General features: G+C 68.3%; 13 protein-coding genes and 1 pseudogene. 6 read left to right on the top strand and 8 right to left on the bottom strand.

The genetic code is table 11. The features are described from left to right. Positions 1-94 precede the first annotated feature (94 nt). A complete protein-coding gene (locus NF556_RS12655) occupies positions 95-1,762 on the top strand; it encodes an ABC-F family ATP-binding cassette domain-containing protein (RefSeq protein ID WP_252591286.1) in 1,668 nt (555 codons plus the stop codon). Positions 1,763-1,774: 12 nt separating this feature from the next. Here NF556_RS12655 and NF556_RS12650 read toward each other — a convergent pair whose 3' ends face one another. Then, positions 1,775-2,422: an alpha-ketoglutarate-dependent dioxygenase AlkB gene (locus tag NF556_RS12650; RefSeq protein WP_252591285.1), complete on the bottom strand. Its 648-nt coding sequence runs from the start codon at positions 2,420-2,422 to the stop codon at positions 1,775-1,777. Positions 2,423-2,678: 256 nt separating this feature from the next. On the opposite strand from NF556_RS12650, the gene recO reads away from it, so the two are divergent. Beyond that, on the top strand, positions 2,679-3,410 hold the full coding sequence (recO, locus tag NF556_RS12645; protein ID WP_252591284.1) for a DNA repair protein RecO: 732 nt from the start codon (positions 2,679-2,681) through the stop codon (positions 3,408-3,410). Between the two features lie 38 nt (positions 3,411-3,448). Further along, positions 3,449-4,249 (top strand): isoprenyl transferase, encoded by an 801-nt coding sequence (locus NF556_RS12640; RefSeq protein WP_252591283.1) that lies wholly within the window; start codon positions 3,449-3,451, stop codon positions 4,247-4,249. A gap of 29 nt (positions 4,250-4,278) precedes the next feature. On the opposite strand, the gene NF556_RS12635 is transcribed toward NF556_RS12640, so the two are convergent. Genes NF556_RS12635 through NF556_RS12615 form a run of 5 tightly spaced genes read right to left on the bottom strand, consistent with a single transcriptional unit; the run spans position 4,279 to position 7,913 of the window. After that, the gene (locus NF556_RS12635) at positions 4,279-4,674 is read right to left on the bottom strand and encodes a Fur family transcriptional regulator (RefSeq protein WP_252591282.1); all 396 of its coding nucleotides are present in this window, start codon (positions 4,672-4,674) and stop codon (positions 4,279-4,281) included. Beyond that, positions 4,671-5,651: a metal ABC transporter permease gene (locus NF556_RS12630; protein WP_252591281.1), complete on the bottom strand. Its 981-nt coding sequence runs from the start codon at positions 5,649-5,651 to the stop codon at positions 4,671-4,673. The genes NF556_RS12635 and NF556_RS12630 overlap by 4 nt, the downstream gene beginning before the upstream one ends. Further along, positions 5,651-6,535, bottom strand: coding sequence for a metal ABC transporter ATP-binding protein (locus tag NF556_RS12625; protein WP_345780116.1), 885 nt, complete (start codon positions 6,533-6,535; stop codon positions 5,651-5,653). Before NF556_RS12625 ends, NF556_RS12630 begins: the two co-directional genes overlap by 1 nt. Further along, the gene (locus NF556_RS12620) at positions 6,532-7,515 is read right to left on the bottom strand and encodes a metal ABC transporter substrate-binding protein (RefSeq protein ID WP_252591279.1); all 984 of its coding nucleotides are present in this window, start codon (positions 7,513-7,515) and stop codon (positions 6,532-6,534) included. The genes NF556_RS12625 and NF556_RS12620 overlap by 4 nt, the downstream gene beginning before the upstream one ends. A 38-nt stretch (positions 7,516-7,553) precedes the next feature. Beyond that, the gene (locus NF556_RS12615; protein ID WP_252591278.1) at positions 7,554-7,913 is read right to left on the bottom strand and encodes a hypothetical protein; all 360 of its coding nucleotides are present in this window, start codon (positions 7,911-7,913) and stop codon (positions 7,554-7,556) included. Between the two features lie 40 nt (positions 7,914-7,953). Here NF556_RS12615 and NF556_RS12610 point away from each other — a divergent pair, with 40 nt between their 5' ends. The 3 genes from NF556_RS12610 to NF556_RS12600 all read left to right on the top strand — a co-directional run bounded on the left by NF556_RS12610 (position 7,954) and on the right by NF556_RS12600 (position 10,550). Then, positions 7,954-9,357 carry a glycine--tRNA ligase gene (locus NF556_RS12610; RefSeq protein ID WP_252591277.1) on the top strand — a complete coding sequence of 468 codons (1,404 nt, stop codon included), beginning with the start codon at positions 7,954-7,956 and terminating at the stop codon, positions 9,355-9,357. Positions 9,358-9,362: 5 nt separating this feature from the next. Continuing rightward, positions 9,363-10,130, top strand: coding sequence for a type I methionyl aminopeptidase (gene map / locus NF556_RS12605; protein ID WP_252591276.1), 768 nt, complete (start codon positions 9,363-9,365; stop codon positions 10,128-10,130). Positions 10,131-10,304: 174 nt separating this feature from the next. Continuing rightward, positions 10,305-10,550 carry a hypothetical protein gene (locus NF556_RS12600; RefSeq protein WP_252591275.1) on the top strand — a complete coding sequence of 82 codons (246 nt, stop codon included), beginning with the start codon at positions 10,305-10,307 and terminating at the stop codon, positions 10,548-10,550. A gap of 55 nt (positions 10,551-10,605) precedes the next feature. Here NF556_RS12600 and NF556_RS12595 read toward each other — a convergent pair. Beyond that, positions 10,606-10,827 (bottom strand): annotated as a pseudogene (locus NF556_RS12595) (GMC oxidoreductase); the annotation flags it as partial. Between the two features lie 219 nt (positions 10,828-11,046). After that, positions 11,047-12,612, bottom strand: coding sequence for a GMC family oxidoreductase (locus NF556_RS12590; RefSeq protein ID WP_252591274.1), 1,566 nt, complete (start codon positions 12,610-12,612; stop codon positions 11,047-11,049). Position 12,613: the final 1 nt, after the last annotated feature.

Here is a 12,613-nt window from a genome sequence, read left to right as displayed (position 1 = left end):
CCCTGACCCACTCGCGTCACCACGCCGCCGTCCGAGCGTTCACGCCGGGCGGCCATCGCTGTGCCCGGCTCCACCTTCGGAGTGCGGAGTTCTCTTGACCACGTTTCCAGTTGTTTCTTCATCCTCACGGCGCCACGACAGTGGCGATGGCGTCCCTGCCCGCGATCGGGCCCAACTCATCGCGACGGATCTGTCGATCACCCGCGGAGGCACCCTGGTCCTGGACCGGGTCGGACTGACCGTGGGGCCGCGATCACGTCTGGCTGTCGTGGGTGAGAACGGTCGGGGCAAGTCCACCCTGCTGCACGCCCTCGCCGGTCACCTGGTGCCCACGAGCGGCACGGTGCGCGTCGTCGGCAGGATCGGCCTGGCCGAGCAGGAGATGGACGTCGACACCACGCCGACTGTGGGCGACCTGACCGACGAGGCGGTGGCCGGTGCCCGCGCCGCCCTTGCCGAGTTCGATCTCGCGACCCAGGCACTCGCGGACGGCGAGGAGGAGGCCGACCAGCGCTATGCCGACGCGCTCGATCGTGCCGAGCGCTTTGATGCCTGGGACGCGGACCGCCGACTCGAGTTGGCCCTGGACGCTCTGGGGGCGTGCACGGACCGAGATCGCCTGCTGGCGGAACTGTCTGTCGGCCAGCGCTATCGGGTCCGGCTGGCCTGCCTGCTTGGTGCAGAGGTTGACTTCCTGTTGCTCGACGAGCCCACCAACCACCTGGATGCCGCCGGGCTGCGCTTCCTCACCGACCGGATCCTGCGGCACCCGGGCGGGGTCGTCGTCGTGAGCCACGATCGTGCCCTGCTCCAGGAGGTGGCGGACCAGGTCATCGACCTCGACCCCACGCGCGACGGCCGTCCGCGCGTCTACGGCGGCGGCTATGACGGGTGGCAGCAGGGACGCCGAGCCGAGCTGGCCCGCTGGCGCCAGGACCACGAGGCGCAGGTGGCCGAGAGGGCCCGATTGCAGGACTCCGTGCGGGCTGCACAGGACCGTCTGAGCACCGGCTGGCGGCCCGACAGGGGGACCGGCAAGCACACCCGGCAGTCGGCCGCGCCAGGCATTGTCCAGGCGCTGCACCGCGGACAGGCGGCGCTGGAGGAGTTTGAGGTGGACGTGCCAGAGCCGCCACTGACCTTCCGTATGCCGACTCTCCCGCGGGCGCGGACCTCCACCCTGGTGCGGGCCGAGGAGGTGAGCGAGACCGACCGGCTAGGCAGCCCGGTCTCGCTGGCCATGCGATCCGGTGATCGGTTGTTGGTGACCGGCGCCAACGGCGCGGGCAAGTCCACGCTGCTCGCGGTGCTCGCCGGTGTGCTGGAGCCGAGCCACGGTGGCCTGCACAGGGGGCAGCACGCTCGGATCACTCTGGTGACTCAGGAGACTTCACGGTTGAGCTCGAGTGGGACCGCTGAGCAGGCGTTTGACACCAAGCTGGGTCAACTGGTTAGCCGTGGTGTGCTCACCAGGGGACAGGAAACGTCGTTGGGGTCCTACGGGCTGCTCGACGGGGTGGCACGCCGCACCCCGGTGAGCAGGCTGTCCAAGGGGCAGCTGCGGAGGCTTGACCTGGCGATGCGGCTGGCCGAGCAACCACACGTGCTCCTGCTCGATGAGCCGACCAACCACCTGTCGATCCCACTCGTGGAGGAACTGACACCCGCGCTGGAGAGCACGGAGGCGGCGGTCGTCGTGGCCACCCATGATCGGCAACTGCTGGCAGACCTGTCGCACTGGCCGAGGCTGGACCTGGGCTAACGGACTCCGCGGCTAGCGGACCCCTCGCGGGCGGAACTGGATGCTGATCCGTGGCCCGATCGGCTTGGCGGTCTTGGGCACGGCGTGCTCCCACGTGCGCTGGCACGAGCCACCCATGACGAGCAGGTCACCGTGCCCGATAACGCGGCGGATCGTGCGTCCGGCGCCGCCACCGTTGGGCCGCAGCAGCAGCGCGCGAGGTGCGCCGATCGAGACGATCGCGACCATCGTGTCCTGGGTGTTGCCGCGACCGAACCTGTCGCCGTGCCAGGCGACGCTGTCGCGCCCGTCGCGATAGAGGCACATGCCAGCAGTGCGGAACGGTTCGCGCAGCTCAGGGCGGTAGTAGGCACTCAGATCCTCCCGAGCCTCCGACAGCACCGCGTCGGGGAGCTGCTCGCGCTCGTCATAGAAGCGCAGCAGCCGTGGCGTCTCGACCTCCGACTCCCACATCACGCGGCGCTCACCACGCCACTCGACACCGGCTGGCCCGCCGAGCGCCAGGCGCGTGAACAACTCGTCGGAGCCCGTGACCCAGCCTGGACGCACGTCGATCCAAGCGCCTGCCGTCAGCTGGGTGCGTTGGACCGCGCCGGCCAGTGGACGGAGACCGACGTCATCGATCTGATCGAGCAGTGATCCCTGCAGTGCGACGGACATGTGTTCGAGTTTAGAACGGTTGTCGCAATGTCGCAATGTCGCAAGAGGGGGTGGCGGCGCGCTCGGTGGGGTGCTGGGCCAGTGCGTGGCGCGCTCGGTGGGGTGCTGGGCCAGTGCGTGGCGCGCTCGGTGGGGTGCTGGGTCAGGCAGTGGCGCGCTCGGTGGGGCTGGATCTCGGGCGCTCACGCGCTCGGTCGGGGTGGGGGATGCTGTGTCGGTCGAGGGTTGTGTCGTCGGCAGGTGGGAGACTGGGGACATGCCGCTCTATCGGGATGCCGCCATCGTGCTGCGCACCCACAAACTCGGGGAGGCTGACCGCATTGTCACGCTCCTGAGCCGCGGCCGGGGCAAGGTCCGTGCCGTCGCCAAGGGGGTTCGTCGCACCCGGTCCAAGTTCGGGGCGCGCCTGGAGCCGGGCATGGTCGTGGACCTGCAGTGTTATGAGGGGCGCAACCTGGACACCGTCACCCAGGCCGAGTCGCTGGCGTCCTATGGTGATGCGATCGCCCGCGACTACGAGGCGTGGACCGCGGCCAACGCGATGCTCGAGACCTGTGACCGGCTGACCGAGGAGGGGGAGCCGGCCGTCCGGCAGTTCGTGCTGCTGGCCGGCGCCCTGAGCTCGCTGGCGGCTCGCAGCCACAAGGCGGGGCTGGTGCTCGACTCCTATCTGCTGCGCTCGATGGCCATCGCAGGGTGGGCAGCAAGCTTCCACGACTGTGCCAAGTGTGGTGCCGAGGGACCGCACCGCGCCTTTGACGTCGCCTCGGGTGGGTCAGTGTGTCCCGTATGCCGTCCGCCGGGTTCTGCGGCCCCGGCACCACAGACCTTCCTGCTGATGTCAGCCCTGCTCAGCGGGGACTGGGTGGAGGCGGACGGCAGTGAGGTCAAGCATCGCCGCGAAGCCAGCAAACTCACTGCGGCGCACGTGCACTGGCACCTGGAGCGCGGTGTGCGGTCGCTGCGGTTGGTGGAGCGCGTCCCGTGAGAGAGCAGCGATCCGCACGAGGGGACAGGACCCCGCCGGTGCCACCGTTTCCGCACCCCACTGGCGCCCGACCACCTGCGATCCCGCGTGAGCTGGTGCCCGGCCACGTGGCGATCGTGATGGACGGCAACGGCCGGTGGGCCAACCAGCGCAATCTCAAGCGCACGCAGGGGCACGAGGCGGGGGAGGCCTCCCTGCTGGATGTCATCGCCGGCGCGATCGAGATGGGCGTGCAATGCATCTCCGCCTATGCCTTCTCGACCGAGAACTGGCGCCGCAGCCCCGAGGAGGTCCGCTTCCTGATGGGCTTCAACCGAGATGTGATCCACCGGCGGCGCGACCAGCTCGACTCGTGGGGTGTGCGGATGCTGTGGTCCGGGCGCACGCCGAAGTTGTGGAAGTCAGTGATCTCCGAGCTCGAGCAGGCCGAGCGGCAGACCCGCGGCAACGACGTGATCACGCTCAACTTCTGCGTCAACTACGGGGGTCGCGCCGAGGTCGCCGACGCCGTGCGCCGCATCGGGGAGGACGTGCGCGACGGCCGGCTGTCTGCTCGCGGCATCGACGAGCGCACCATCGGCCGCTATCTCTATCACCCTGAGGTGCCCGACGTGGACCTGTTCGTGCGCAGCTCGGGGGAGCAGCGCACGTCCAACTTCCTGCTCTGGCAGAGCGCCTACGCGGAGATGGTCTTCCAGGACGTGCTCTGGCCGGACTACGACCGACGTCACCTGTGGCAGGCGATCGAGACGTATGCGGCGCGCGACCGCCGCTATGGCGGAGCGGTCGACCGTGCGGACCAGCGGGCCCCGGACCAGCGGGGCCCTGCGACGAGCTGAGCTCGCCACCCGGTCAGACGCAGGCGCCGTCAGCCACGCGCGCAGTCGGCGCAGGTGCCAAAGATCTCCAGGGTGTGGGAGACGTCGCGGAAGCCGTGCTCGGCGGCGACCTGGTCGGTCCACCGCTCGACGGCCGGTCCCTCGATCTCGACCGCACGTCCGCACTCGCGGCAGACCAGGTGGTGGTGGTGCCCGGTGCTGCACATGCGATAGACGGCCTCACCCTCGTCGGTGCGCAGGACGTCGACCTCGCCGGTCTCGGCCATGCCGGTGAGGGTTCGATAGACGGTGGCCAGGCCCACGCTGTCTCCAGCGTCGCGCAGTCGGGCGTGCAACTCCTGCGCGGAGCTGAAGTCCTGGACGTCCTCGAGCGCAGCGGCCACCGCAGCCTGCTGCCTGGTCGGCCGGCGCTTGATCTCAGTCATCTGCTCACCTGCTCATGCTCGTGCTCGTCGTAGTGCCCACCATGCGGCGCGTGCCGGTGGTCGCCATGGAGATAGTCAACATGATCCTCATGCGGGATGGCCTCGTGGCCGCACCCGGGGCCGTGCTCGTGCGGATGGCGCTCCGCGATCCGATGCCGGTGGGCGGTCGCGGCGGCCACGACGGCCATCACCGCTCCGACCACCAGGAAGATGGCGATGGCCAGCAGCACGATCGTCCCGCCTGCTGCGGTGTCGGCATAGAAGGAGGTCACGACACCGCCGACCGACGACAGCACCCCGAACAGCACCGCCCACACCGTCGCCGAGCGGAAGCTGCGGGCCACCTGCTGGGACGCGGCGTTGGGCACGATCATCAGGGCGCTGATCAGCAGCAGGCCGACGACGCGCATCGAGACCACGACGGTGACGGCGGTGAGCACCGAGAGCGTGATGTTGAGGGCCATGACCGGCAGGCCGCTGGCCCGGGCATACTCCTCGTCGCCGGCCGCCAGGAACAGTCGCTGGCGCAGCGTCATGGTGACCACGAGGATCACCGCTGAGAGCACGCCGAAGACGATCAGGTCGCCGCCGGAGGTGGTGGTGATGGCGCCAAACAGATAGCTGGTGAGGTTGGAGCTCTGGCTGCCGTCGACCCGGTTGATGATGACGACACCGGCCGCGATGCCGCCATAGAACATGACGGCGAGGGCGATGTCACCGCTGGCCCGTCCCCGGGCTCGGATCACCTCGACGGCGACGCCTGCGAGCACCGCTGCGATCAGGGCGGTGATGATCGGCTGGTTGTTCAGCAGGACCCCGACGGCGACGCCGGCCAGGGCCACGTGGCCCAGCCCGTCACCGATCAGCGACAGGCGCCGTTGCACCAGGAAGATGCCCACCAGGGGAGCGACGGCACCCACCAGCAGCGCGGCGAGCAGAGCGTTGCGCATGAAGTCATAGGAGAGGATCTCGGGCATCACAGCTCCTGTTCCTCGACGGGGCCATCCATTGGTCCCACGCCGCTGAGCAGACCGGGCGCCTCGACCGGGCCGTCGTCGTGGTGGTGCTCGTCATAGCCGTGATGGTGCCGGATGCTGGAGTGCCCCTGAGCCAACCCCGCGTCCGCGGCGCGGGAGACGCTCGCTCGGTGCTCGGCATACTGCGCCGGGGGTCCATCGAAACTGACCTGCCCGGCATCCATCTCCACAATCCGGTCCACGATGCCGCGGAGCGCGGCGAGCTCGTGGGTGACCACGAGCATCGTGACGCCGAGCCCGGCCAGGCGCCGCAGCACGGTCGCCAGGACGTCCTGATTGGCGGCGTCCACCCCCGCGGTGGGCTCATCCATGATCAGCACGTCGGGGCGCGAGGCGAGCGCACGGGCGATCAGGACCCGTCGCTGTTGCCCGCCAGAGAGGGTGGCCACGTCGGCCTCGAGCCGATCGGCCAGCCCAACGGTGTCGGCTGCCTTCTCCACCAGGGCTCGGTCGTCGGCGGAGGCCCGGCGCCACCAGGGGCGACTGGCGAGCTGCCCGGTGGCGACCACCTCACGCACCGTGGAGCGCACCGAGGCGGAGAGGGTATGCCGCTGGGGCACGTAACCGAGGCGGCTGCGGTCCTGCAGGTCCTCCAGTGGGGTGCCGTAGATCTCGACCGTGCCACCCACGTGGTCGTTGAGACCGAGCAGGCCACGAACCAGCGTGGACTTGCCCGATCCGTTGGGGCCCAGGAGGGCGACCACCTCACCGGGCTGCAGGGTGAGGTTGACCCCCTCGGTGAAGGGTCGACCGGCATAGCCGAAGGACGCGTGGTCGAGCCGGATCGCCGGTGTTGGCACCGCGGAGTGGGGGAGTGCTGTCACGAGCATCCCTGTCCCTGGCGCAGGGCCTCGAGGTTGGCGCGCATGACCTCAAGATAGTCGCCGCCGGCCGAGTCGCCGGTGATGCTCTCGATCGGGTCGAGCACCAGGACCTCCGTGCCGGTCTCGTCGGCAATCACCTCGGCGAGGTCACCACCGAGGGAGGACTCGGCATAGATCGTGGGCACATCAAGATCCTCGACCTCGCCCGTGATCTCGGCCATCCGGGCCGGTGAGGCCTCGGCGTCCGGCGAGATCCCGGTGATGCCGATCTGGTGGAGGCCGTAGCGGTCGGCGAGATAGCCGAACGCCTCGTGCGTGGTGACCAGGGTGTCCTGCTCGCAGCTGGCGAGGGTCTCGGTGAACTCAGTGTCCAGCTCCGCAAGCTGTGTCGTGAACGTCTCCGCGTTGGCCAGGTAGGCGTCAGCATGGTCCGGGTCTGCGGCGGCCAGGTCCTCGGCGATGGCGTCGGTGGCTGCGGCATAGCGCTGGGGGTCCAACCAGAAGTGCGGATCGAGAGGGCCGTGGTCGTGTCCCTCGTGGTCGTCCGACTCGTGCTCGTCCCCCTCGTGGTCGTGCTCGTCGTGCTCGCCCTCGGACTCCTCGCCGGAGCGGTCCACCAGGTCGACCACCGAGCTGGTGTCCAGGCTGTGGTCGCCGGCCTGGTCAGCCACGGCCGCGTCGACCGCGGTCTGCATGCCAGAGGAATAGACCACCAGGTCAGCTGTGCTGAGGGACCCGACCTGACGCGGTGTCAGCTCGAGGTCGTGGGCATCCACACCAGGGCTGGCTAGGGTCTCGACCGAGACACCACTGACTCCGTCCACGACCTGTTGGGTCGCAAACTCCAGCGGATAAAAGGCGGTGACGATGTGCAGTCGTGCCCCGTCCTCGCCGCCACTGCCCGCGCCCGAGCTGCTCCCACAGGCAGCAAGGAGCACGGTGGCGGCGGCAGCCGCAGCGAGAGGAAAGAAACGAGGCATGGGAATGATTCTCACTCCACGTGAGAATCATTGTCAAATCAGCGCGTGACGAACTGGGTGAGGACGATGACCAGCAGGAGCACGAGCACCGCGATGCGCATCAGGCGCAGCGGCGCGGTGAGGTGGGGCCAGCTGAGATAGAGCAGCCAGAACAGCGCCAGCAACGCCAGGCTGATCAGCCCCAGCCCGAGGACCCCGGCCATCCGGACGCTGCCGTCCTCCACGAGCGGCCCGCCCAGGAAGGCGCCGCCCAGGATCAGCGCGGCGATGACCACCATGGGCAGCCACGTCGGCAGCAGGGCGAGCCGTTTGAGCACTGGGACGCTGGCCCGTTCGATGGCTGCGCGTGCTCCGGTGGCCTGGTAGTGCGGGTCGGGGGAGGCGATCGGGTTTGACACGTTTCTGAGCCTAGCCGCTGCACCACCTAAACTCGGCGGCATGGCAGCAACTTCAACCGTCGATACCGTCGTCAGCCTCTGCAAGCGCCGGGGGTTTGTCTTCCCCTGCGGCGAGATCTATGGCGGCACCCGATCCGCCTGGGACTACGGTCCGCTGGGCGTGGCGCTGAAGGACAACATCAAGCGCCAGTGGTGGCGCTCGGTGGTGCAGGGCCGTGACGATGTTGTGGGTCTCGACTCCTCCATCATCCTGCCCAAGCAGACCTGGGTGGCCTCTGGCCACGTGGGGACCTTCTCCGACCCGCTGACCGAGTGTCAGTCCTGCCATAAGCGGTTCCGCGCGGACCACCTGCAGGAGGCCGTCGCAGCCAAGGCCGCCAAGAAGGGCAAGGAGATTGACCCCGACAGTGTCGATCTAGCCGAGGTCGCCTGCCCCAACTGCGGCACGAAGGGCGCGTGGACGAGCCCGCGCGAGTTCAACATGATGCTCAAGACCTATCTGGGCGTCATCGAGGACGAGGGCGGCCTGCACTACCTGCGTCCGGAGACAGCGCAGGGCATCTTCATCAACTTCGCCAACGTCATGGGCGCCGCCCGCAAGAAGCCGCCGTTCGGCATCGCCCAGACCGGCAAGAGTTTCCGCAACGAGATCACGCCCGGCAACTTCATCTTCCGCACCCGCGAGTTTGAGCAGATGGAGATGGAGTTCTTCGTCGAGCCCTCGAGTGCCGCGGAGTGGCACCAGTACTGGATCGACGAGCGCACCAACTGGTATGTCGACCTCGGCATCAACCGCGACAACCTGCGCCACTACGAGCACCCGAAGGAGAAGCTGTCGCACTACTCCGAGCGCACCGTCGACATCGAGTACCGCTTCAACTTCGCTGGGTCGGAGTGGGGCGAGCTGGAGGGCATTGCCAACCGCACGGACTTTGACCTGAAGACACACAGCGAGCACTCCGGTGCGGACCTGACCTATTTCGACCAGGCCAGCGGCGAGCGCTACACCCCCTATGTCATCGAGCCGGCAGCCGGCCTGGGCCGGTCGCTGATGACCTTCCTGGTGGACGCCTATCACGAGGACGAGGCCCCCAACACCAAGGGCGGCGTCGACAAGCGCACCGTGCTGCGCCTGGACCCGCGGCTGTCGCCGATCAAGGCCGCGGTCCTGCCGCTGTCGCGCAACGCTGACCTGACGCCCAAGGCCCGTGACCTGGCGACCCAGCTGCGCAGGAACTGGATGATCGACTTCGACGATGCGGGCGCGATCGGTCGCCGCTACCGCCGCCAGGACGAGATCGGCACGCCGTTCTGTCTCACCGTCGACTTCGACACCCTCGACGACAACGCCGTCACCGTCCGCGAGCGCGACTCCATGAGCCAGGAGCGGGTCTCCCTGGATCAGGTGGAGGGTTACCTCGCCCAGCGCCTGATCGGTTGCTGACCGACGTGATCGAGCACTTCACGCCGCGTGAGATCGAGGCGATGCGCCCCGCCGGCCGGTTCGTCGGGGAGGCGCTGAACACGCTGCGGGGCGAGGTCGCGGTCGGCACGAACCTGCTCGAGATCGACGCTCGTGCAACGGAGCTGATCGCGCAGGCCGGTGCCACCAGCTGCTATGTCGACTATCACCCCAGCTTCGGGGCGATGCCGTTCGGCAAGGTGATCTGCACATCGGTCAATGACGGTGCGCTGCACGGTCTTCCGCACGACTACACACTGCGCGACGGCGACCTGTTGAGCCTTGACTTCGCGGTCTCAATCAACGGGTGGGTCGCCGACTCGGCAGTCTCCTTCGTCGTGGGCCAGGCGCGCGAGGAGGATCTGCGGCTGATCGAGGCCACCGAGGCGGCGCTCGCGGCGGGCATCGCTGCCCTGCAGCCCGGCGGCCGGTTGCACGACGTGTCCGCAGCCATCGGTGACGTATGCCGAGGGGCCGGCTATGGCGTCAACCTCCAGTTCGGCGGACACGGGGTCGGGCGGACGATGCACGGCGACCCGCACGTGCCCAACGACGGGCGACCGGGACGTGGTCTGCGGCTGCAGCCTGGCCTGGTGATCGCGATCGAGCCGTGGCTGATGGCCACCACCGACGAGATCTACACCGACGCCGACGGCTGGACGCTGCGCAGCCAGGACGGGTCGCGCGCTGCCCACAGCGAGCACACGGTGGCCCTCACCGAGGACGGCCCACTCGTCCTGACCGCCCGCGAGTGACACCCCCCGCATTTTGATAGAGGTTTCGTACGCCCACCCGCTTTTTGATAGAGGTTTCGTACGCCCACCCGCATTTTGATAGAGGTTTCGTACGCGGCTCCCAGAGGGGATGCACCGGGAAATTGACCTATCCAAGACCGGTTCTTGGGTGACGCTTGGCACTATGCTCCGGAGATGGAGCAGCAGGCCGTAGGTGCGGCTGGCGTAGGTGCGCTGAGAGGTCCAGAGAGGCGGGGCCTCAACTGGTGGGTCAGGCGCATCCTGACCTGGTCGGCACTGGCGGTGATTGGCCTCATCCTCCTGCTCTTCTTTGAGGCCAGCTTCGGTCACGACGGTCTGCTCTGCGAGCTGGGCTGGGACAGTGACGGCGCTGGCGAGATCACGAGCGGCTGCGGGGGTTTCTGGACGGACGAGTACTGATTGATGACGGCAGCCGCGGACCGTCTCGGGGCGTGCAGCCCGCGGCCGCCGTCGGTCAGAGGGCCCCGGTCCGGAGCTGTTCCACCAGGTATTCAGCCTGCCGGATGGCCAGGGCGACGATGGTCAGCGTCGGGTTGGCCGCCGCTCCGGTGGTGAACAACGACCCGTCCGAGACAAACAGGTTGGGCACGTCGTGCGTGCGACCCCACTTGTCGGTGACTCCGCCCTCGGGCCGCTCACTCCTCCGCGCGGTGCCCAGGTTGTGGGTCGAGGGACAGTGGCGGCGCTGGTGAGATCACGAGCGGCTGCGGGGTTTCTGAACGTACGAAACCTCTACCAAGATGCGTCTGGGCGTACAAAACCTCTATCAAAATGCGGGTGGGCGTATGAAACCTCTATCAAAATGCGGGTGGGCGTACGAAACCTCTATCAAAATGGGTGTGGATGACGGCAGCCGCGGACCGTCTCGGGGCGTGCAGCCCGCGGCCGCCGTCGGTCAGAGGGCCCCGGTCCGGAGCTGTTCCACCAGATATTCGGCCTGCCGGATCGCCAGGGCGACGATGGTCAGCGTCGGGTTGGCCGCCGCTCCGGTGGTGAACAACGACCCGTCCGAGACAAACAGGTTGGGCACGTCGTGCGTGCGACCCCACTTGTCGGTGACGCCGTCCTCGGGCCGCTCACTCATCCGCGAGGTGCCCAGGTTGTGGGTCGAGGGATAGGGCGGGGTGTGGTGCGTGCCCAGTGCACCGACCGCGCCATACACGGAGTCCGCTGCGGCATAGGCGTGCTCGCGCATCGCCACGTCGTTGGGGTGGTCGTCGAAGTGCACGTCGGGCACCGGCAGGCCGTGCTTGTCCTGGACAGTGCTGTTGAGGGTGACCCGGTTGGTCTCCTGCGGCATGTCCTCGCCGACGACCCAGACCCCGGCCGTGCGCGCATACGCATCCATCAGCTCGGTGAACTCCTTGCCCCAGGCGCCCGGCTCGATGAAGCTGGCAAGGAACGCCGGACCGAGCGAGATCATCTGCAGGTAATAGCCACCGACGAACCCGCGGGACGGGTCGTGGCGTGCCTCGTCGGCGATCAGCCCCGACATCGTCTCGCCGCGATACATCCGCACGTCCTTCTCGAAGCGTGCATAGACGCTGCCGGTGGTGTGGCGCATGTAGTTGCGGCCTACCTGACCGGAGGAGTTGGCCAGCCCGTCAGGGAACAGTGAGGAGGCGCTCATCAGCAGCAGCCGCGGTGTCTCGATCGAGTTGCCAGCCACACAGACGACCTTGGCAGCCTGCTTGTGCAGGTTGCCCTCGGAGTCCAGATAGATGACAGCGTCGACCTTGCCGTCCTTGCCGTGCGTGATCTGCACGGCCTGGCTCTCCGAGCGCAGGTCCAGCAGGCCGGTCTCCTGCGCCCGCGGGAGCTCGCGGACCAGCGTGGACCACTTCGAGCCCTGCTTGTCGCCCTGGAAGTTGAAGCCGTCCTGCACCGTGGCGGGACGCCCGTCATAGGGCTCGGCGTTGGTCGCGTAGGGACCGGTGGCGTAGTGCTTGTAGCCGACCTTCTCGGCGCCGCCGGCCAGCACCTTGTAGTTGTTGTTGGCGGGCAGCGGCGGACGGCCGTGCCGGTGGGTCGAGCCCATCGACTTCTCCGCCTGGTCGTAGTAGTGCGCCAACTCATCGAGGCTGATCGGCCAGTCCAGCAGGTTGGCTCCCTCCACCCGGCCATAGGTCGAGCGGGTGCGGAACTCGTGGGCCTTGAAGCGCGGGGTCGCTCCGGACCAGTGGGTGGTGGTGCCGCCGACAGCCTTGACGATCCAGGCCGGCAGGTTGGGGAAGTCCGTGGCGATGCGCCAGCTGCCCGAGGTGGTGCGCGGGTCCAGCCAGGCCATCTGGTTGAACGCCTCCCACTCCAGGTTCATGTAGTCCTCGTTGTGCAGGTGCGGGCCCGCCTCGAGCACCACCACCGGGACCCCGGCCTTGGTCAACTCATAGGCCAGGGTGCCTCCGCCGGCCCCGGACCCGATGATGACAACGCTCGCCTCGTCGTGGCTGATCTGTGCCATG

Origin of the sequence: Ornithinimicrobium faecis (genome assembly GCF_023923225.1) — a bacterium.
Lineage (GTDB): Bacteria > Actinomycetota > Actinomycetes > Actinomycetales > Dermatophilaceae > Ornithinicoccus > Ornithinicoccus faecis.
Note: the sequence above shows the minus strand (reverse complement) of the source record. Positions and strands in the feature narration are given on the sequence as shown.